The organism is Citrobacter sp. CK181, from assembly GCF_030333595.1.
Lineage (GTDB): Bacteria > Pseudomonadota > Gammaproteobacteria > Enterobacterales > Enterobacteriaceae > Citrobacter_B > Citrobacter_B koseri.
Genome location: NZ_JAOWFN010000015.1, coordinates 627,792 through 648,847, shown reverse-complemented (window position 1 = coordinate 648,847; position 21,056 = coordinate 627,792). Strand labels below are relative to the sequence as shown.

22 protein-coding genes are annotated in these 21,056 nt (G+C 53.1%); 7 read left to right on the top strand and 15 right to left on the bottom strand.

Translation table 11 applies throughout. The annotated features are described in order from the left end of the window. Positions 1-4: 4 nt before the first annotated feature. Positions 5-1,162, bottom strand: a complete 1,158-nt coding sequence (locus tag OGW17_RS20350; RefSeq protein ID WP_047460889.1) for an efflux RND transporter periplasmic adaptor subunit — start codon at positions 1,160-1,162, stop codon at positions 5-7. A 406-nt stretch (positions 1,163-1,568) separates the two neighbouring features. Here OGW17_RS20350 and envR point away from each other — a divergent pair, with 406 nt between their 5' ends. Then, a complete protein-coding gene (gene envR, locus OGW17_RS20345; RefSeq protein ID WP_047460892.1) occupies positions 1,569-2,231 on the top strand; it encodes an acrEF/envCD operon transcriptional regulator in 663 nt (220 codons plus the stop codon). Positions 2,232-2,283: 52 nt separating this feature from the next. Here the strand turns inward: envR and OGW17_RS20340 are convergent, their stop codons facing one another. The 14 genes from OGW17_RS20340 to acuI form a co-directional block, all read right to left on the bottom strand. Then, positions 2,284-2,448, bottom strand: coding sequence for a DUF2556 family protein (locus OGW17_RS20340; protein WP_047460895.1), 165 nt, complete (start codon positions 2,446-2,448; stop codon positions 2,284-2,286). An 82-nt stretch (positions 2,449-2,530) separates the two neighbouring features. Next, positions 2,531-3,415: an adenine-specific DNA-methyltransferase gene (yhdJ, locus tag OGW17_RS20335; RefSeq protein WP_047460898.1), complete on the bottom strand. Its 885-nt coding sequence runs from the start codon at positions 3,413-3,415 to the stop codon at positions 2,531-2,533. A gap of 86 nt (positions 3,416-3,501) precedes the next feature. After that, complete coding sequence (gene fis, locus OGW17_RS20330) at positions 3,502-3,798, bottom strand: DNA-binding transcriptional regulator Fis (RefSeq protein WP_000462905.1); 297 nt, start codon at positions 3,796-3,798, stop codon at positions 3,502-3,504. 23 nt (positions 3,799-3,821) lie between these two features. Further along, positions 3,822-4,787, bottom strand: a complete 966-nt coding sequence (gene dusB, locus OGW17_RS20325) for a tRNA dihydrouridine synthase DusB (RefSeq protein ID WP_047460900.1) — start codon at positions 4,785-4,787, stop codon at positions 3,822-3,824. Positions 4,788-5,079: 292 nt separating this feature from the next. Next, complete coding sequence (locus tag OGW17_RS20320; protein WP_071257691.1) at positions 5,080-5,856, bottom strand: carbonic anhydrase; 777 nt, start codon at positions 5,854-5,856, stop codon at positions 5,080-5,082. Positions 5,857-5,997: 141 nt separating this feature from the next. Next, positions 5,998-6,879, bottom strand: coding sequence for a 50S ribosomal protein L11 methyltransferase (gene prmA / locus OGW17_RS20315; RefSeq protein ID WP_047460904.1), 882 nt, complete (start codon positions 6,877-6,879; stop codon positions 5,998-6,000). Positions 6,880-6,890: 11 nt separating this feature from the next. Further along, positions 6,891-8,342, bottom strand: coding sequence for a sodium/pantothenate symporter (gene panF / locus OGW17_RS20310; protein WP_047460907.1), 1,452 nt, complete (start codon positions 8,340-8,342; stop codon positions 6,891-6,893). Then, complete coding sequence (locus tag OGW17_RS20305; protein WP_012135393.1) at positions 8,332-8,574, bottom strand: YhdT family protein; 243 nt, start codon at positions 8,572-8,574, stop codon at positions 8,332-8,334. The genes panF and OGW17_RS20305 overlap by 11 nt, the downstream gene beginning before the upstream one ends. A gap of 106 nt (positions 8,575-8,680) precedes the next feature. Next, complete coding sequence (gene accC, locus OGW17_RS20300) at positions 8,681-10,030, bottom strand: acetyl-CoA carboxylase biotin carboxylase subunit (protein WP_012135392.1); 1,350 nt, start codon at positions 10,028-10,030, stop codon at positions 8,681-8,683. Between the two features lie 10 nt (positions 10,031-10,040). Further along, positions 10,041-10,511: an acetyl-CoA carboxylase biotin carboxyl carrier protein gene (gene accB / locus OGW17_RS20295; RefSeq protein WP_071257694.1), complete on the bottom strand. Its 471-nt coding sequence runs from the start codon at positions 10,509-10,511 to the stop codon at positions 10,041-10,043. Positions 10,512-10,533: 22 nt separating this feature from the next. Continuing rightward, positions 10,534-10,986 (bottom strand): type II 3-dehydroquinate dehydratase, encoded by a 453-nt coding sequence (gene aroQ, locus OGW17_RS20290; RefSeq protein WP_012135390.1) that lies wholly within the window; start codon positions 10,984-10,986, stop codon positions 10,534-10,536. Positions 10,987-11,221: 235 nt separating this feature from the next. Beyond that, a complete protein-coding gene (msrQ, locus tag OGW17_RS20285) occupies positions 11,222-11,842 on the bottom strand; it encodes a protein-methionine-sulfoxide reductase heme-binding subunit MsrQ (protein ID WP_071257696.1) in 621 nt (206 codons plus the stop codon). After that, positions 11,843-12,844 carry a protein-methionine-sulfoxide reductase catalytic subunit MsrP gene (gene msrP, locus OGW17_RS20280; protein ID WP_371320452.1) on the bottom strand — a complete coding sequence of 334 codons (1,002 nt, stop codon included), beginning with the start codon at positions 12,842-12,844 and terminating at the stop codon, positions 11,843-11,845. 77 nt (positions 12,845-12,921) lie between these two features. Then, complete coding sequence (acuI, locus tag OGW17_RS20275) at positions 12,922-13,896, bottom strand: acrylyl-CoA reductase (NADPH) (protein ID WP_071257703.1); 975 nt, start codon at positions 13,894-13,896, stop codon at positions 12,922-12,924. 203 nt (positions 13,897-14,099) lie between these two features. On the opposite strand from acuI, the gene csrD reads away from it, so the two are divergent. From csrD to rng, 6 genes are all read left to right on the top strand, one after another. Continuing rightward, the gene (gene csrD / locus OGW17_RS20270; RefSeq protein ID WP_047460917.1) at positions 14,100-16,040 is read left to right on the top strand and encodes an RNase E specificity factor CsrD; all 1,941 of its coding nucleotides are present in this window, start codon (positions 14,100-14,102) and stop codon (positions 16,038-16,040) included. A 307-nt stretch (positions 16,041-16,347) separates the two neighbouring features. Further along, positions 16,348-17,391, top strand: a complete 1,044-nt coding sequence (gene mreB, locus OGW17_RS20265) for a rod shape-determining protein MreB (RefSeq protein WP_000913396.1) — start codon at positions 16,348-16,350, stop codon at positions 17,389-17,391. A 64-nt stretch (positions 17,392-17,455) separates the two neighbouring features. Beyond that, positions 17,456-18,475, top strand: coding sequence for a rod shape-determining protein MreC (mreC, locus tag OGW17_RS20260; protein ID WP_012135384.1), 1,020 nt, complete (start codon positions 17,456-17,458; stop codon positions 18,473-18,475). Further along, positions 18,475-18,963 carry a rod shape-determining protein MreD gene (gene mreD / locus OGW17_RS20255; protein ID WP_012135383.1) on the top strand — a complete coding sequence of 163 codons (489 nt, stop codon included), beginning with the start codon at positions 18,475-18,477 and terminating at the stop codon, positions 18,961-18,963. The genes mreC and mreD overlap by 1 nt, the downstream gene beginning before the upstream one ends. Before the next feature lie 8 nt (positions 18,964-18,971). Beyond that, positions 18,972-19,565, top strand: a complete 594-nt coding sequence (locus tag OGW17_RS20250; protein WP_071257705.1) for a Maf family protein — start codon at positions 18,972-18,974, stop codon at positions 19,563-19,565. Then, the gene (gene rng / locus OGW17_RS20245; RefSeq protein ID WP_012135381.1) at positions 19,555-21,024 is read left to right on the top strand and encodes a ribonuclease G; all 1,470 of its coding nucleotides are present in this window, start codon (positions 19,555-19,557) and stop codon (positions 21,022-21,024) included. Before OGW17_RS20250 ends, rng begins: the two co-directional genes overlap by 11 nt. The last annotated feature ends 32 nt before the right edge of the window (positions 21,025-21,056 follow it).

Sequence of the window (21,056 nt, the reverse complement as noted above, 5' to 3'; positions counted from 1 at the left end):
TACCTTATTGCGCTGCATTCGCCGCAGGGGCATCGGTGGTGGCTTTAACCTGTTCGCCCGGGCGGGCTTTCTGCAAGCCGCTGACGATAACTTTGTCGCCCGGTTGCAACCCTTTGCTGATTAACCATTTATCGCCGATCGCCTGAGTAGCGATAACGTCGCGCGCTTCAACCTGATCTTTATCATTGACGATCATCACCATCGCATCGCCACGCGGCGTACGCGTTACGCCCTGCTGTGGAACGAGAATGGCATTGGGCTGAATGCCTTCATCAATTCGCGCGCGGACAAACATACCGGGAAGCAGGGTGTGCTGAGGATTGGGGAAAACAGCCCGAAGGGTGATAGAACCGGTACTTTCATCTACCGTAACGTCGGAAAATTGCAGCGTGCCTTTCAGCGGGTACGCCTGACCATTTTCCATTACCAACTCGACGTTGCTGCGGGTGTTGTCTTTGTGCAGGCTACCCTGCTCGACGGACTGCCTGAGACGCATAAAATCGCTGCTGGACTGCGTCACATCAACGTAAATAGGGTCAAGCTGTTGCACGGTCGCCAGTTCGGTTGCCTGACCATTGGTCACCAGCGCGCCTTCGGTGACACTGGATTTACCAATGCGGCCGCTGATCGGCGAAGTCACTTTGGTGTAGGCGAGGTTGATGCGCGCGCTTTCTACTGCGGCTTTTGCGGCGATAACGGCGGCATCGGCCTGACGAGCATCGGCGATGGCCTGGTCGTACTCTTGTTGGCTAATGTATTTTGTGCCAACCAGCGGAACGTAGCGTTTAACCGTTAAGTGCGCAATGGCGGCGGCAGCTTCGCTTTTTGCCAGCTCGCCTTTGGCGCTGTCGTAATCAGCCTGATAAGTCGCCGGGTCAATCTGATAAAGCGACTGGCCTGCTTCGATATCGCTACCTTCGGTGAAATTCCTTTTCAGTACAATGCCGCTGACCTGAGGCCGGACTTCCGCAATACGAAATGGCGTCGTGCGCCCCGGCAGCTCAGTCGTCACCGCTAAGGGGGCAGATTCGACTACGTGGACGGTGACTTGCGGCTCAGCAGGGTGAGCTTGCGTATCTCCCTGATCGTTACAACCGGCGAGTAACGCAGCGGAGATTATGATGAATGAGGGCAGGAGTGCAAACCTGGCATGTTTCGTCATTACTGTTCCTTAGAAAACCGAAGCTCGTTATTTACCGGATAACGGTAAGGCGTTAACGCGCACAAATAAAATAGCAGTTGGCTATCCTACAAATTATCAGCTCGTGATGTAAGCAATACTTATTTCCGGTCGTCATGCACGGCACGTAAAAGCAAAAAAAGATTAATATCCTGTCGTTTCATAATGCGGTAGAAAAGTAAAATCCTGTCTTTCATTAACACGGATAGAAATATATATTCTTTTGATGAATGATTTTATTTGATTCATTTGTATTTATTATTTGTTTGGATGTATTGTGCGTAATAATACACGAGGGATCTCGTTTAAATAAAAATGAAGTGATACATTTGCGCGTTATCCCTGAACAGTATTTACTGTCATCCTTCGGTTTCAGACACACTTCATTATGGCCAGGAAAACAAAAGCGGACGCCCTCAGAACCCGACAACACTTGATTGAAACAGCGATCGTACAGTTCGCCTTGCACGGGGTCGGCAGCACCACGCTAAACGACATTGCAGACGCTGCGAATGTTACGCGGGGCGCTATCTATTGGCATTTTGAGAACAAGACGCAGTTGTTTAATGAGGTATGGGGTCAGCAACCGCCGCTACGCGATCTCATTCAGGACAGGTTAACAACGTGTGGGGGCGATAATCCGCTACAGAATTTGCGTGAAAAACTGATTGCCGCTTTGCAATATATTGCTGAGGTGCCCCGACAACAGGCATTAATGCAGATTTTATATCATAAATGTGAATTTCATAATGATATGATATCAGAGCAGGATATTCGGGAAAAAATAGGCTTCAGTTATCAGATAATGCGTGAAGCATTACAGCAATGTATGAATAAAGGACTGATTGCGACCGGTCTTGATGTCGAGGTCAATTTAATTGTGCTTCATGGCAGTTTTAGCGGAATCGTAAAGAACTGGTTAATGAATCCTTCCAGTTATGATCTCTATAAGCAGGCGCCGCAATTAGTGGATAATGTATTAAAAATGTTAGTTCCGAATGGCAATGTGATGGTATTAACGCAGAATAACAAGCCGGTCGTGGAAGCGTAACGGTTATCCCCAACTGTGCGTCGGCATAATTTGCATAGAACTGGCTGGCGTACTACTCAAGGTCGGCGCAGTTGACGAGTTTGAGCGGGTTAACCGAATTCATGTTGCGGCATTTATCGTATTCCGTTGTCATCAGTTCGATCCACTGCATGAGTAATGCGTCAAAAAGGAAAACGGAGACTGCGAAAACAACCAGCCACCAATACTTACGAATCATTGCCAAATCCTGTGTATTCATGCCCAAGCGTGCAAGGAATATACACGAAACAACGCGGCAGAAAAGCAGACTTACAATGCTTTTACTTCACCTGAGACGTATCCGTCATTTCGGTCATTCGGCTCTTTTTGGACAGGTTTGTTGTCTTGCGCTTTTTCACCTTTGCCAGCTCGTTTTCCGCATAGTGAGAGGTGACGTTCAGCCTTCTGATGCCCATTTTTACGTATTCATTGTTGATTTCGATGCCGACAAATTTTCGCCCGGTTTCCACGGCTACGGCGCCCGTCGTGAAGCTTCCGGCGAAGGGATCTAACACCGTGTCGCCCGGGTTTGAGGAGGCCAGGATGATCCGGCTCAACAGCGCTCTGGGTTTTTGCGTGGGATGGTTCTCATACTCATCCATTAAGTAGCGGACGCGGGGAAAATCCCAGACGTTTCCGGGGACTTTTTGTGTGTTGTAGGGCTGGGGCGGATTTTTGCGGTAATCGATCAACGCTCTTTTTGCGCCGGTTTTGGTTTCAACCAGGATGTCATCACGATTAAACGTATAGTTCTTCGCATCTTTTACCATCATCAGGATGGGTTCATACATTGAGCCAAAATACTTTTTGGCCTGCACGCCTGAGCTGTCGTACGACCATATGATGCGGCTTTTGATATCGAACAGTTTCCTGCATTTGAGGTCGAGATAGGGCATGTTCTCTGTGCTGTTCATGATGTACATCGTGCCGTGTTTTTTCAGCACCCGATGGCACTCATCAATGCATTCAAACAGCCAGGCCAAAAAGGTCTCTTCGTCCCAGGACTCCACCAGACCGTCAAAATTTTTTCCGATGTTGTAGGGCGGGTCGGCAAAAATTAAATCGGCACTTTCCGGGGGCAGTTTTTTCAATTCTGAAAGCGCATCACCGTGAATGATCTTCTTCGATTCATCGCCAAAATATTGCGGCTCAAATCCGACATTCATGAACAAACTCCTGTCTGACGCGAATAAAAAAGGCGCTTCCCCATGCCGAGTAGCGCCTTTTTAAACAAGCAATTAGCTAATCGAAATTAGTTCATGCCGTATTTTTTCAATTTTTTACGCAGCGTACCACGGTTGATGCCCATCATCAGAGCAGCACGGGTCTGGTTACCACGGGTGTATTGCATCACCATGTCCAACAGGGGCTGTTCTACTTCAGCCAGTACCAGCTCATAGAGGTCATTAACATCCTGACCGTTCAGTTGAGCAAAATAGTTCTTCAGTGCCTGTTTAACCGAGTCACGCAGGGGCTTTTGAGTCACCTGATCCTGAGAGTTAACGGTAGAAACGGTCAGTACGTCAGAATTTACGCGTTGTTCGAACATAGTTCTGTCAGCTCTTTATTTCATTACGCAAAATTTTCGAAGTATGCCTCCAACGCCTCCAGCTGTTCGCTGGCATCCTCAATGGCGTTGAATGTGCGCCGAAACTGGTCATTTGGAGCGTGCTCCTGGAGATACCAGGAGACGTGTTTACGTGCAATTCGGTACCCTTTTGCCTGGCCATAAAAGTCATGCAGTTCCCGAACATGCGCGCAAAGCAAGCGCTTAACCTCTGCCAAAGGCAGGGGGGGTAGCAACTCCCCAGTGTCCAGATAATGCTGGATTTCCCGAAAGATCCAGGGTCTTCCCTGAGCTGCGCGGCCTATCATCAGGGCATCCGCCCCCGTATAGTTGAGCACAGCTCTGGCTTTATGCGGGTCAGTAATGTCGCCATTCGCGATAATCGGAATGGAAACTTTCTGCTTAACTGCCCGAATACTGTCGTATTCAGCATCTCCATTGAACAAACAGGCGCGGGTGCGTCCATGAATGGTCAGAGCCTGAATGCCACAGTCTTCAGCCAGTTGGGCAATCTCTACGCAGTTACGGTGTTCCGGGGCCCAGCCGGTGCGAATCTTCAGGGTGACAGGAACGTCCACTGCACTCACGACCTCGGTTAGTATCGACTTCACTAAATCCGGGTACTGCAAGAGGGCTGAACCTGCGAGCTTGCGATTCACTTTTTTAGCCGGACACCCCATATTGATATCAATAATCTGGGCGCCGCTTTCCACGTTAATACGTGCGGCATCGGCCATCTCAACAGGGTCGCTACCGGCGATTTGCACCGTGCGAACGCCTGGCTCATCAACGTGCACCATCCGTAAACGAGATTTGTCGCTTTCCCAAACCTGCGGGTTAGAAGACATCATCTCGGATACCGTCAATCCTGCTCCCATCTCATAGCACAGCGTCCGAAAAGGTCTGTCAGTAATGCCAGCCATGGGCGCTGCGATCAGGCGATTTCTAAGCTGGTATTGTCCGATGCGCATGAGTTAAGAAATGACCATACTGTGACTGCAAGGCGGCGTATATTACGCATTTTTTGCACGAGATGAAAGGCCAAACTTTGACCAATCCTCTGAGGTGGATCAAAGAATCGCAGTTAAGATGAATGATGAGAATTAATTAACTTTATAAATCATTGCGTTATAAAATGAGGCCGAATTTTTATACGCTTACAATTTTGCGTAACTTCTCATTTTTTCTTCTATGGCTGACGGCTGGACAACATAATCTGCTGATTTAACCAGCAGATTATCGTTTCATAGTGTGATCGCCGCCTCATTTCAGGACAGGATCGCGAAGCGTCGGTATCGACCATTCGTTAATGACGCGGCCATTCAAAGGCTGGACAGGGCGATTGTTGGCAGGGTGTATCGTATGGCGAAACTTTTCCAGTTGACCAGCAGAAAGCGTCATAGGCTGTTTCAGGACAATCCAGGTTACGCCTTCGCTACAGGGAGGCGTCGTTAACGAACCGCTAAAGCGCCAGTAGGTTCTGTCTTCCGGCAACAGCAGATTGATATCGACGGGGGAAAGCAACGGTATGCTGTCGCCCGGGGTTGCCGGGATGGATTGCCATAAACGTTCAATTGCCTCATTTGGCTCACCGATATCAAACATGACGGCAACGACGGCAATCTCACCTTCCTGGTTTTTGTGCGTCAGGTGCAGCTCCATCGCATAGTGTTTACCATTGATGGTATTTTCACTTGGGGCATGAAAATGAAATTCTGCTAAAGCATAAGGCTGATCGTCAATCTGAGCGGAAGCAGAAGAATAGGGGGCCATTGTTACCTGAAGAGTGTGGTTAACGTTCAGGAGCATGTCGGCGCGATCGATGTACTGTACGTTAAGCGGCGGGAGCTGGATTTCATTCGTGGTGAGAATATCAACAGGGGACTGGCTCATCCCGGTCTGGCACAGTTTGTATGCTTTATTGATTTCACCCCAGTGCGCGGGAGAGGTGTCGCCTTCATAGCTCCAGTCAGTTGCCGAAACGGAAACGGGCATCATACAGATTGCCAGAAAGGCAGTGGCCAAAGAAATTAACTTCATGCATTTACCCGATGAATTGAAAACAACATAACATTATGTAAATCAATCAATTATAAAGAATATTGTATCGGTGACGAGCAGGAGAGGAAAGTGAATCGTGTGAAAAAGGCGTGGCCAGATGACCACGCCGGAAAGGACTGATTATTTTTTACGACCGGTAATGCGGCACCACTCTTCTTTCTCTACCACCGGGTCGAGCGTAAAGAGTTCGGTATAGGCTTCGCATACGCTTTCCGCCTGGCTGGCCAGGATGCCGGAAAGCCCCAGTAAACCGCCCTCAACGGGCAGTACGCTGATTAACGGGGCCAGTTCACGTAATGGGCCAGCCAGGATGTTAGCGACCACCACATCGGCTTTCATGGCTTCTGGCTGGTCTTTGGGGAGATAGAGCTCCAGACGCTCAGATACGCCGTTGCGCTCTGCGTTATCACGGCTGGCCTGGATCGCCTGCGGATCGATATCGATCCCGATAGCTTTCGCAGCGCCCAGTTTTAATGCGGCAATCGCCAGGATGCCGGAACCGCAGCCAAAGTCGATCACCGTCTTACCGTTCAGATCAAGCCCGTCGAGCCATTGCAGGCAGAGGGATGTGGTGGGATGCGTGCCGGTACCGAAGGCCAGACCCGGGTCCAGCATGACGTTGACGGCGTTCTCATCCGGTACATCGCGCCAGCTCGGGCAAATCCACAGACGCTCGCCAAAGCGCATCGGGTGAAAATTGTCCATCCATTCGCGTTCCCAGTCTTTATCTTCCAGTTGCTCAATCTTATGCGCGAAACCCGCGCCCAGCAGCGGATGATGCTCAAGGATTGCCACCACCTCTTTCATGTCGGTTTCGGCATCGAACAGGCCGATAACGTCGGTATCGCCCCACAGACGCGTTTCACCTGGCAGCGGCTCAAATACCGGCGTGTCGTGCGTGTCCTGGAAGGTCACAGAGACCGCGCCGGTTTCCACCAGCGCATCGCTAAGTTCTTCGGCGTTCGTACCGGTCGTATTCAGTTTCAGTTGGATCCACGGCATGGCAAAACTCTTTATTTATCAGTAGTCAATAAGGTGGCTTGCTGGGCAGATGAACCAAAACGGTTTCCGGCCAGAAAAGCCAATAAACTGAGCAGTAGCGAGGGCACGATGGGGTGAAAGCCCAGGTACTGAACGTTAAAGGTGGCGAGCACGGCATACAACACGCCGCCAATGATCATGGCGCTTAGCGCGCCTGTCGCGTTTGCACGCTCCCAGTACAGGCCCAGCACCAGCGGCCATAAGAACACCGCTTCCAGGCCGCCGAAAGCCAGCAGGTTAAGCCAGATAATCATTTCCGGCGGTTTCCAGGCCGCGAGCAGCAGCAACGCGCCTAACAGCAGCGTGATGATGGCTGACATCCGCTTCAGGCGAGTTTCGTTATGCATTTGCTCCGGGCGAATATTCAGATAGAGATCTTTAATGATCGTAGCGGAACTTTGCAGCAACTGGGCATTGATTGTCGACATAATGGCCGCCATCGGCGCGGCGAGAAAGATGCCGGCGGCAATCGGCGGCAGAACCTTAACCATCAGCGTTGGAATGACCAGATCCGGTACGGTCAGGTCAGGAATCACCGCCCGCCCCAGCGCGCCCGCCAGGTGCATACCGAACATCAGGATCGCCACCACAATCGTGCCGATGATAATGCCGCGATGCACCGCTTTACTGTCTTTATAGGAGATGCAACGCACGGCAGTATGCGGCAGGCCGATCACGCCAAAGCACACCAGCACCCAGAATGAGGTCATAAAGGTCGGTGACAGAATGTCATCCGCGCCCTGCGGCGTCACCAGTTTCGGGTCGATCGTTTGCAGGGTTTCGACCGCGTGTCCGAGGCCGCCTGCCGCATGAACCACGCCGACCAACAGGACGATGGTGCCAATCAGCATGACCATGCCCTGCATCGTATCGTTGAGCACGCTGGCGCGAAAACCGCCAAATGCGGTATACAACGCGATGCTGACGCCAAAGATTAACAGCCCTGTTTCGTAGGGGATGCCCGCTGCGGTCTCAAGCAGACGTGCGCCGCCAATAAACTGTACGGTCATCGCCCCGACGAAAGCCACCAGCAGGCTGAGGCTTGCCAGCCAGACCAGCAGACGGCTTTGATAGCGGGCAAACAGCATATCGTTAAGGGTGACGGCGTTGTAGCGCCGTGCCAGGATAGCGAATTTCTTACCCAGAATACCCAGCGAGAGCCAGACGGCGGGTAACTGGATCATCGCCAGCAATACCCAGCCCAGGCCGTATTTATAGGCCGCGCCCGGGCCGCCGATAAATGAGCTGGCGCTAATGTAGGTGGCGGTCAGCGTCATCGCCAATACAATTCCGCCCATCGAACGGCTACCGAGGAAATACTCATTCAGGAAGGTGCCCGTCGTCCTTTTTCGCATGGCATAGACCGACAGACCAAACACCACCAGCAGATAGGCGATAAGCGGCAGAATGACTTCAAGCTGCATCATCGTCCTCCAGAGGAATGTCGCGATAGATAAATTTCACCATAGCCCAGCACAGTAAAATGAAAACAAGCGGCGTCAGCAGGCAGGCCATTTCAAACCAGTGTGGAAGGCCCGTTATGCCGGGTGCCGCGCCTGGTAAGTAAGCAGTCACTAACCACGCAGCCAGATACAGAAGGGTCAGCCACAGCGCCCAACGCGCCTCTTTGTTGGCCTGAACAAAACGCGTGTCCATTTTTTGTCCCTTGTGGATGAAGAAAGCGGGGATTGTACCTTATGGGATGTACCGGAGGGAAAAAAACAAAAGGCCGGAAAACCGGCCTTTTTCAATTAACGCACGCTTATTTTTCCTGAAGACCGAGTTTCTTCTCCAGATAGTGGATGTTGGTGCCACCGTGCTGGAAGTGCTCGTCGTTCATGATGCGGGTTTGCAGGTCAATGTTGGTTTTGATGCCATCAATGATCAGTTCCTGCAATGCGTTTTTCATACGGGCAATCGCTACGTCACGGTTTTCACCGTAGCAGATCAGCTTGCCGATCATGGAGTCATAGTACGGCGGTACGGTGTAACCCGCGTAGATATGGGACTCCCAGCGTACGCCAAAGCCGCCCGGCGCGTGGAAGCGCGTGATTTTACCCGGGCTTGGCAGGAAGGTGTTCGGGTCTTCGGCGTTGATACGGCATTCTACCGCATGGCCTTTCACCACAACTTCTTCCTGCTTGATGGACAGCGGCTGGCCCGCAGCGATACGCAGCTGTTCTTTGATCAGGTCAACGCCGGTGATCATTTCAGTAACCGGGTGTTCTACCTGAATACGGGTGTTCATTTCGATGAAATAGAACTCGCCGTTTTCGAACAGGAACTCAAACGTACCTGCTCCGCGATAGCCGATATCGACACACGCTTTGGAGCAACGCTCGCCGATGTAACGACGCAGTTCCGGGGTAATGCCCGGCGCTGGCGCTTCTTCGACCACTTTCTGGTGACGACGCTGCATGGAGCAATCACGTTCAGCCAGATAGATAGCGTTACCCTGGCCGTCAGCCAACACCTGAATTTCGATGTGGCGTGGGTTTTCCAGGTATTTTTCCATGTACACCATGTCATTGCTGAAGGCTGCTTTCGCTTCCGCTTTGGTCATGGAAATGGATTGCGCCAGTTCGGCATCGCCGCGCACAACGCGCATGCCGCGACCGCCGCCGCCGCCGGACGCTTTGATAATAACCGGGTAGCCGATGCGTTTTGCAATGGCGCGGTTTTTATCCATATCGTCGCCTAACGGGCCGTCAGAACCCGGTACGCATGGAACGCCAGCCTGTTTCATTGCGCTGATTGCGGACACTTTATCGCCCATCAGGCGGATGGTGTCGGCTTTCGGGCCAATGAAGATAAAGCCGGAGCGTTCAACCTGCTCAGCGAAGTTGGCGTTCTCAGACAAGAAGCCGTAACCCGGATGGATTGCCACCGCGCCGGTGATTTCAGCGGCGCTGATGATAGCCGGGATGTTCAGATAGCTTTTTACGGACGGAGCCGGGCCAATACAGACCGTCTCATCCGCCAGCAATACGTGTTTTAAATCGCGATCCGCGCTTGAGTGCACAGCCACGGTCTTGATACCCAGTTCTTTACAGGCACGAAGAATACGCAGTGCAATCTCGCCACGGTTGGCGATGACAATTTTATCCAGCATGTTCGCCTCGTTATTCGATGACGACCAGCGGCTCGTCAAATTCTACCGGCTGACCACTTTCGACCAGAATTGCTTTCACCACGCCGGATTTATCGGCTTCGATCTGGTTCATCATTTTCATGGCTTCAACGATGCACAGGGTATCGCCCGCGTTAACTTTCTGACCGACTTCGACGAAGGCTTTCGCATCCGGGCTCGGGGTGCGGTAGAAAGTACCAACCATTGGGGAACGTACGATGTGACCACTGATTTCCGCTGATGCAGCAGGCGATTCCATTGCTGGAACAGCCGCCGGAGCGACAGCGTTAGACAGAGCTGGCTGCTGCATTGGCGCAGCATAAGCTTGTTGCATCACTGGAAAACCTGCGTTTGGCGCGGTGCGGCTGATGCGCACAGACTCTTCGCCTTCAGAAATTTCCAGTTCGGAGATGCCTGATTCTTCAACCAGCTCGATCAGTTTTTTAATCTTACGAATATCCATGAGTGGGTTCCGTACTCTTTGTTTAGTGTGATTGTGACAGGCGTTTTACCGCCGTCTGTAAAGCGTATGAGTAACCGTCAGCGCCGAATCCGCAAATGACGCCAGCCGCAATATCGGAAAGATACGAATGCTGGCGAAACGGTTCCCGCGCATGTACGTTGCTCAGGTGAATCTCGATAAACGGGATGCTCACCGCGAGCAGCGCATCGCGAATCGCAACACTGGTGTGCGTAAACGCGGCCGGATTAATCAGGATATAGTCCACAGTGTCTTTAGCCTGATGAATACGGTCGATGAGTGCGTACTCCGCGTTAGACTGCAAATGATCCAGCGTCACATTCAGCGCGTCGGCCTCTGCATTCAAACGGTTAACAATTTCCGTTAATGTCAGGGTGCCGTACTTATCGGGTTCACGGGTGCCGAGCATATTAAGGTTCGGACCGTTTAAAAGCAAAATGTGTAATTTGTCGGCCATCGTGCAGCTATCTCCTGCGATTCTCCGGTAAAAAACAAAATATACCTTTGATGCGCGATTGTCACCCTTTCAGCGGCTTAAAAACCCTGTCCGGGAAACCAAGGTCGCACATTATAACGATTTCGTAGCATTTGGCAGCTAAATACTGGTCTTATCAGGGAAGATTATCAACTGCTAACACGCAAAGACCCAAGGCGAGTCCTGGTTTTGCAACAAACCGCACATAACGGAGACGTTACAGCATTTTGCCCGCAAACGACCGCCACCACTGGCGAAATGTCTTGTAGCGCCAGGCTAAAAGCGCCAGCGCCAGCAGGACATAAATGACTGGCTGCGGCGATAAAATTTTTACCGACCACAGATAATGAATGGGAGCCAGAATCGCGACAAGATAAACGAAGTTATGCAAACGTTGCCAGCGTTTCCCCAGTTTTCGTTGCGCCGCCTGCGTGGAGGTCAACGTAAGGGCGAATAAAATGAACCAACTGATAATGCCCAACGTTAAATAAGGACGAGTGATTAACTCCTGGCCCAGCAGCGCCAGATTATTTATGCCCAGTTCAAGTAGCGCATAGCTGGTTAAATGCAGCGTGGCCCAGGCGAAGCACCATAACCCTAACAAGCGGCGGGTGCGGATCAATAATGGCTGTTTAGCGTAGCGCGCCAGCGGTGAAACCAGCAAGGTGGCGAGCAAGAACTTCAGCGCTGTCCTACCGGTAAAGTGTTGAATATCTTTGACCGGATCGGCGCTGAGCCCTCCCTGATTCACCGCCCAGACGAGCCAGAGAAACGGTAATAATCCGGCAAGATGCAGCAGTACTTTTAGCCAGACGATCTGTTTTTGTGTCAGACGCACTTAGAAATTCTCCCGCAGATCCAGACCGCGATATAAAGACGCCACTTCACTGGCATAGCCGTTAAACAGCAGCGTCGGCTGTCTTTGTACATCCAGAATGCCGCCCGCGCCAATAAAACGCTCGGTCGCCTGTGACCAGCGCGGATGATCAACGTGCGGATTCACGTTGGCGTAAAATCCGTATTCGTTTGGCGCGGCCAGATTCCAGGTGGTCGGCGGGCGTTCGCGGGTCAGTTTAATACTGACGATCGACTTAATCCCCTTGAACCCGTATTTCCACGGCACCGTCAGACGGATGGGGGCGCCGTTTTGCGGCGGCAGCGCTTTACCATAGACGCCGACAGTCAGCAGCGTGAGCGGGTGCATTGCCTCGTCCAGACGCAATCCTTCGACGTAAGGGTATTTTAGCCCGCCGCCGATAAAGCGGTCTTTTTGTCCCGGCATATCGTCGGGCGCGTAGATCGTTTCGAACGCCACATAGTTGGCATTGCTGGTGGGTTCGACCAGTGCGAGCAGTTTATGTAAGGGGAAGCCAATCCAGGGAACCACCATCGACCATGCTTCAACGCAGCGCATACGATAGATTCGCTCTTCCAGCGGGAAACGCGTCGTGAGCGCATCGTGATCGAGCGTTAGGGGTTTCGCCACTTCGCCGCTAATTTTCAACGTCCAGGGATCGGTTTTCAGGCTACCCGCGTTGGCGGCCGGGTCTGCTTTATCGAGGCCGAATTCATAGAAATTATTATAACCGGTGACTTTGTTTTCCGGCGTTAACGGGAGGTCGTTTTGCCAGGCGGCGGGTTTGCTGAAATCAAGCGGCTTACCGGCAGGCGCAGGGGGACGATCGTTGCCTTTAAACCAGCTCAGCAGGTCGGCCTGGGCGGTGGTGGGCAGAGAAAGGGCGGCCGCGCTGATACCTAAAGCTTTCAGTACCTGGCGGCGCTGCAACATAAAAACGGACTCCGCGGTTACGTCGGCTTCCGTCAGTTTTTTCATTTTCATAGCATCCTCCGTCATGCGTTTTTTTAAGCATGACGGAGGCGAAACGTTAACGCGAATATGTCACGAAAATTTGAAGATTAGGCAATCTTCACCAGCGTACGGCCCTGCGCCTGGTTATTGATGATGGCATCGGCGAATTTCGGCGCGTCTGCCAGCGTGATTTCTGTTGCAGCCTGCGCATAGAAAGAGGCTGGCAGGTCGTTGACCAGGCGTTTCCAGGCTTCTGCGCGGCGGGCAGGCGGAGTCATCACGGAATCCACGCCCTGCAAGCGGACATTACGCAGAATAAACGGCATGACCGTGGTGGGGAGCGCGAAGCCGCCCGCCAGACCACAGGCCGCAACGCAGCCGTCGTAGTTCATCTGCGCCAGCACTTTCGCCAGCACTTTATCGCCAACGGTGTCGATGGCACCGGCCCAGAGTTGTTTTTCCAGCGGGCGGGATTCGGCAAACTCATCGCGCCCCAGAATGCGGTTGGCGCCCAGGTTACGCAGGTAGTCGTGGGTGCTTTCGCGTCCTGACACGGCCACAACCTGGTAGCCCAGCTTATGCAGCAACGCAACGGCAGTGCTGCCCACGCCGCCGCTGGCGCCGGTCACGACAATCTCGCCATCTTCAGGGCGAATGCCCGCGTCTTCCAGCGCCATCACGCACAGCATGGCGGTAAAACCGGCGGTGCCGATAATCATCGCATTTCGGCTATCAAGACCTTTCGGGAGAGCAACCAGCCAGTCGCCTTTTACGCGGGCGCGCTCAGCCAAACCGCCCCAGTGGTTTTCGCCCACGCCCCAGCCGGTCAGTAAAACCTCCTGACCGGCATGGAAGCGGGGATCTTCACTGGCGCGTACGGTTCCGGCGAAATCGATGCCAGGAATCATCGGAAAGTTACGGATGATTTTCCCTTTCCCGGTGATGGCCAGAGCATCTTTATAGTTCAGGCTGGACCAGTGGATATCTACCGTTACATCCCCTTCCGGTAGCCGACTTTCTTCAAGGGTCTGAACGGAGGCAAGGGTTTTACCGTCCTGCTGTTCTAAGATCAAAGCCTGCATAACCTGTCCTCAATTTGCATAGTGGATTGGAAAAATATTTATGAAGACTATACTCGCTAATCAAAACGTGATGCCGATTCAACGCAATAAATTGCCAGATAGACCTGATTTGGTAGTATGCCCGCTTAGCTGTGCAATTTAACGGACTTCGCGTTCAGAGTTGCTCTTTCATGTCGTTTATAACTGTCGGAGTTAACACACGGATGCGATTAACGACGAAATTCTCAGCCTTTGTCACGCTGCTTACCGGGTTAACGATCTTCGTTACGCTCATCGGCTGCTCGCTGAGTTTTTACAATGCCATCGAGAATAAATTCACCAGCCGCATTCAGGCGGTCGCCACCGCTATTGACACGCATCTTGTCTCCTCTGATTTTGTCACGCTAACGCCGCAGATTAATGAACTGATGGTATCGGTCGATATCGTGCGCGTCGATTTGTTGCAGGATGGCCGCCAGGTGTATAGCCATTCGCGCAACAGCAGCTATCGGCCAGCGGGAAGCAACAACCTGTATCGTGAGCTGACGATTCCGCTGGTAAAACATCCCGGCACCTCGCTGCATGTGGTGTTTCAGGACCCGATGGGCAACTATTTTCACTCGCTCGTGACCACCGCGCCGCTCACGCTGGCGATCGGCTTTATCGTTCTCATCTTGTTCTTATCGGTACGCTGGCTACAGCGCCAGCTGTCCGGGCAGGAGCTGCTGGAAATTCGTGCAACGCGTATTCTGAACGGCGAACGCGGGCCGAATGCGCGAGGGTCGGTCTATGAATGGCCCGCGCGCACCAGTAGCGCGTTGGATATGCTGCTGTCTGAAATTCAGTTTGCCAGCGAACAGCGCAGCCGTCTGGATACGCTTATCCGTTCTTATGCGGCGCAGGATGTCAAAACCGGGCTGGGCAATCGCCTGTTTTTTGATAACCAACTGGCGACGCTGCTGGAAGATCAGGAAAAAGTGGGATCGCATGGCGTGGTGATGATGATCCGCCTGCCAGACTTTAACCTGCTTCACGACAGCTGGGGGCGCGATCTCGCGGAAGAACAGCTGTTTGCGCTGATTAATCTGCTGTCGACATTTATTATGCGCTACCCGGGTTCGCTGCTGGCGCGCTACCACCGCAGCGACTTTGCCGTCCTGTTGCCGCACCGCACATTGAAAGAAGCGGAGAGCATCGCCGGGCAGTTATTAAAAGCGGTAGATGCATTACCGGTTAATAAAAAGCTCGATCGTGACGATATGGTACATATCGGCATTTGCGCATGGCGTAGCGGTCAGTCGACGGAGCAGGTGATGGAACATGCCGAAGCCGCGACCCGAAATGCCGTGTTGCAGGGAGGGAACAGTTGGGCGGTGTATGACGATTCGCTGCCGGAAAAAGGCCGTGGCAACGTACGCTGGCGCACTCTTATTGAGCAGATGCTCAGCCGGGGCGGGCCGCGGATTTATCAGAAACCGGCGGTAATGCGTGAAGGGCGCGTACACCACCGGGAGCTGATGTGCCGTATCTTTGACGGCGCCGAAGAGGTGATTTCGGCAGAATACATGCCGATGGTATTGCAGTTCGGTTTATCGGAAGAGTATGACCGCTTGCAAATTAGCCGTTTGATCCCGCTGCTGAAATACTGGCCGGAGGAAAATCTGGCGATGCAGGTAACGGTAGAATCGTTGATCCGCCCACGGTTTCAGCGCTGGCTGCGTGATACGTTGATGCAGTGCGAAAAATCGCAGCGAAAACGTATTATTTTTGAACTTGCCGAGGCAGATGTTTGTCAACACATCAGTCGGTTACAGCCTGTTATTCGTTTAATGAATGCGCTTGGCGTTCGGATCGCGGTGACACAGGCGGGTTTGACGCTGGTGAGTACCAGCTGGATTAAAGAACTTAATGTGGAATTACTGAAACTTCATCCGAGTCTGGTAAGAAACATTGAGAAACGAACGGAAAACCAGTTGCTGGTACAGAGCCTGGTGGAAGCCTGCACGGGAACGCATACGCAGGTTTACGCGACAGGCGTCCGTTCGCGTAGCGAGTGGCATACGCTGACGGGGCGCGGAGTGGCGGGCGGACAGGGGGATTTTTTTGCCTCCTCCCAACCACTTGACACCAACGTGAAAAAATATTCGCAAAGATACTCGGTTTAACCTGCCGTTTAATTTGTTTTCACGTAGAATAACGCGCGCTGTGCCTCATGGGGGTGTGCTTGTCTGCTCGCCAGATTGTTGCAGCAAATATGCAGGTAAACGACCTTTTACAGGTTGCAAATGAAGGCCAGGATTGCTGCTGATGTATTCAGTTCTGATGGACCCAGACAGAGATTTGTAACAAAGGAAACGTACTGCGCTAATTTTCACCGTAGCAGATGATTTTTGCGCCTTGTCGCTGCTGCGTGTGGTTGGTAAAGTAAGCGGATTTTGTTTTCCGCCCCAGCTTTCAGGATTATCCCTTAGTATGTTGAAAAAATTTCGTGGCATGTTTTCCAATGACCTGTCCATTGACCTGGGTACTGCGAATACCCTCATTTACGTAAAAGGACAAGGCATCGTATTGAATGAGCCTTCCGTTGTGGCCATTCGTCAGGATCGTGCCGGTTCACCGAAAAGCGTGGCCGCAGTAGGTCATGATGCGAAGCAGATGCTGGGTCGTACGCCGGGCAATATCGCTGCTATTCGCCCGATGAAAGACGGCGTTATCGCTGACTTCTTCGTGACTGAAAAAATGCTCCAGCACTTCATCAAACAAGTGCACAGCAACAGCTTTATGCGTCCAAGCCCTCGTGTGCTGGTGTGTGTACCGGTAGGAGCGACCCAGGTAGAGCGTCGTGCGATTCGTGAATCCGCACAGGGCGCTGGCGCTCGTGAAGTGTTCCTGATCGAAGAGCCGATGGCTGCGGCAATCGGCGCCGGTCTGCCGGTGTCTGAAGCAACCGGTTCAATGGTTGTCGATATCGGTGGCGGTACGACGGAAGTGGCCGTTATCTCTCTGAACGGCGTGGTTTACTCTTCTTCTGTGCGTATTGGCGGCGACCGCTTCGACGAAGCGATCATCAATTATGTGCGCCGTAACTACGGTTCTCTGATCGGCGAAGCGACCGCAGAGCGTATCAAACACGAAATCGGTTCTGCGTATCCGGGCGACGAAGTGCGTGAAATCGAAGTTCGCGGGCGTAACCTGGCGGAAGGCGTTCCACGCGGCTTTACCCTGAACTCCAACGAGATTCTGGAAGCGTTGCAGGAGCCGCTGACCGGTATTGTGAGCGCGGTGATGGTTGCGCTGGAACAGTGCCCGCCGGAACTGGCGTCTGATATCTCCGAGCGCGGTATGGTGCTCACGGGCGGCGGCGCGCTGCTGCGTAACCTTGATCGTCTGTTAATGGAAGAAACCGGCATTCCTGTCGTTGTTGCTGAAGATCCGCTGACCTGCGTGGCGCGCGGCGGCGGCAAGGCGCTGGAAATGATCGATATGCACGGCGGCGACCTGTTCAGCGAAGAGTAATCGGATACCGGCAGGGTGATGGTTTGATTACCCTGCCGACTCTGATACGAGAATACGCAAACTTATGAAGCCAATTTTTAGCCGTGGCCCGTCGCTACAGATTCGCCTTATTCTGGCGGTGCTGGTGGCGCTCGGCGTGATTATAGCCGACAGCCGCCTGGGGACGTTCAGCCAAATCCGCACGTACATGGATACCGCCGTCAGCCCTTTCTACTTTATTTCCAATGGTCCCCGTGAATTACTCGACGGCGTGTCGCAAACGCTGGCTTCGCGTGACCAACTCGAACTTGAAAACCGGGCGCTGCGCCAGGAACTGTTGCTGAAAAACAGCGAATTGCTGATGCTGGGGCAATACAAACAGGAGAACGCGCGTTTGCGCGAGCTGCTGGGTTCGCCGCTGCGTCAGGACGAACAAAAAATGGTGACTCAGGTCATCTCCACGGTTAACGATCCTTACAGCGATCAGGTGGTGATCGACAAAGGAAGCGTGAACGGGGTCTATGAGGGGCAACCGGTCATCAGCGACAAAGGCGTAGTGGGCCAGGTCGTTGCGGTGGCGAAACTGACCAGCCGCGTTCTGCTTATTTGCGATGCGACACATGCGTTGCCGATTCAGGTGCTGCGTAACGATATCCGCGTCATTGCCGCCGGTAACGGCTGCACGGACGATTTACAGCTTGAGCATTTGCCGGCAAACACCGACATTCGCGTTGGCGATGTGCTGGTAACGTCGGGTCTGGGCGGCCGTTTCCCGGAAGGGTATCCGGTGGGCGTGGTTTCGTCCGTCAAGCTGGACACCCAACGTGCTTACACCGTGATTCAGGCGCGTCCGACTGCGGGTTTACAGCGTTTGCGTTATCTGCTGCTGCTGTGGGGAGCCGATCGCAACGGCGCTAATCCGATGACGCCGGAAGATGTGCATCGCGTCGCTAACGAACGACTGATGCAGATGATGCCGCAGGTTCTGCCTTCGCCAGATGCGATGGGGCCGCCAGCGCCAATGCCGGACCCTGCCACGGGGATTAGCCCGGCGCCTGCCGCGCCTCAACAACCGTCGGCTACGCGCGCAACGGGGGGGCAATAGTGGCAAGTTATCGTAGCCAGGGTCGCTGGGTTATCTGGCTCTCGTTTCTTATTGCGCTATTGCTGCAAATCATGCCCTGGCCGGATGACATCATCGTTTTCCGGCCAAACTGGGTGCTCCTTATCTTGCTGTACTGGATCCTCGCACTGCCGCACCGCGTAAATGTGGGTACAGGTTTTGTGATGGGTGCCATACTGGATCTGATCAGCGGCTCTACGCTTGGCGTGCGGGCCTTGTCGATGAGTATCATTGCTTATCTGGTTGCACTGAAATTCCAGCTATTCCGTAACCTGGCGCTCTGGCAACAGGCACTGGTGGTGATATTGCTCTCACTGGTCGTGGACATTATTGTTTTCTGGGCCGAGTTTTTAGTGATCAACGTCTCTTTCAGACCGGAAGTGTTCTGGAGTAGTGTAGTAAACGGTGTGCTCTGGCCCTGGCTTTTCCTGCTGATGCGCAAAGTGCGCCAGCAGTTTGCTGTGCAGTAAAGGTTTCTATGACTGACGTTTATCTTGCTTCCGGTTCACCTCGCCGCCAGGAGCTGCTTGCGCAGCTGGGCGTCTCTTTTGCACGTATCGTTACGGGAATTGAAGAAACGCGTGGCGAAGGCGAAAGCGCGCAACAGTATGTCTCCCGTCTGGCGCGGGAAAAGGCGCTGGCAGGCGTGGCGCAAACGGCGCGCGACTTGCCGGTGCTGGGCGCCGATACTATCGTGATTCTTAACGGTGAAGTGCTGGAGAAACCGCGCGATGCAGAACACGCGGCGCATATGCTGCGCAAACTGTCGGGGCAGACGCATCAGGTGATGACGGCCGTCGCGCTGGCGGACAGCCAGTACGTGCTGGATTGTCTGGTGGTGACGGAGGTGACGTTCAGGACACTGAGTGATGAGGACATCGCAGGCTATGTCGCCAGCGGTGAGCCTATGGATAAAGCTGGAGCATACGGTATTCAGGGGCAGGGTGGCTGTTTTGTCAGGAAGATAAACGGCAGCTATCACGCCGTGGTCGGCTTACCGCTGGTTGAAACGTATGAGTTGCTGAGCAATTTTAACGCACTGCGTGAGAAAAGGGATAAACATGACGGCTGAATTGTTGGTAAACGTAACGCCATCGGAAACACGCGTGGCGTACATTGATGGCGGTATTCTTCAGGAAATTCATATTGAGCGTGAAGCGCGACGAGGCATCGTAGGCAATATCTACAAAGGCCGTGTAAGCCGTGTACTTCCGGGTATGCAGGCGGCTTTTGTAGATATTGGACTGGAGAAAGCCGCGTTTCTTCATGCTTCAGACATTATGCCGCATACCGAATGCGTGGCGGGTGAAGAGCAAAAGAACTTCACCGTACGCGACATCTCTGAGCTGGTGCGTCAGGGGCAGGATCTGATGGTGCAGGTGGTAAAAGATCCGCTTGGCACCAAAGGCGCGCGCCTGACGACGGACATCACGTTGCCTTCCCGCTACCTCGTCTTTATGCCCGGCGCGTCGCACGTTGGCGTTTCTCAGCGTATTGAAAGCGAAACCGAACGTGAACGCCTGAAGAAGGTGGTGGCGGAGTATTGCGACGAGCAGGGCGGATTTATCATCCGTACGGCGGCGGAAGGGGTGTGCGAAGAGGATCTGGCGTCGGACGCCGCTTACCTCAAACGCGTCTGGACGAAAGTCATGGAGCGTAAAAAGCGGCCGCAAACGCGCTATCAGATGTACGGCGAACTGGCGCTGGCGCAGCGCGTACTGCGTGATTTTGCCGATGCCGAGCTGGACAGAATCCGCGTGGATTCGCGTCTGACGTACGAGGCATTGCTGGAATTTACCGCGGAATATATCCCTGAGATGACCAGCAAGCTCGAACACTACAGCGGTCATCAGCCGATTTTCGATCTCTTTGATGTTGAAAATGAGATTCAGCGCGCGCTGGAACGCAAGGTGGAGCTGAAATCCGGCGGTTATCTGATTATCGATCAAACCGAAGCCATGACCACCGTTGATATCAATACCGGGGCGTTTGTCGGACACCGTAATCTCGATGACACGATCTTCAATACCAATATTGAGGCGACGCAGGCGATTGCGCGGCAGCTGCGTCTGCGCAATCTGGGCGGTATCATCATCATCGATTTTATCGACATGAATAATGAAGATCATCGCCGTCGGGTACTGCATTCTCTGGAGCAGGCGCTGAGCAAAGATCGCGTGAAAACCAGCATCAACGGCTTTTCGCAACTGGGTCTGGTAGAGATGACCCGCAAGCGTACGCGCGAAAGCGTGGAACATGTGCTATGCAATGAATGTCCAACGTGTCATGGACGCGGTACGGTGAAAACGGTGGAAACCGTCTGCTATGAAATTATGCGTGAAATCGTGCGTGTGCATCATGCCTACGACTCCGATCGTTTCCTCGTTTATGCTTCTCCGGCGGTGGCGGAAACGTTAAAAGGCGAAGAGTCGCACGCGCTGGCAGAGGTGGAAATTTTTGTCGGCAAGCAAGTTAAAGTCCAGATTGAACCGCTCTATAACCAGGAGCAATTTGACGTCGTAATGATGTAAAAGACCGCCGTTTCCAGGCCGGATAACGGGTT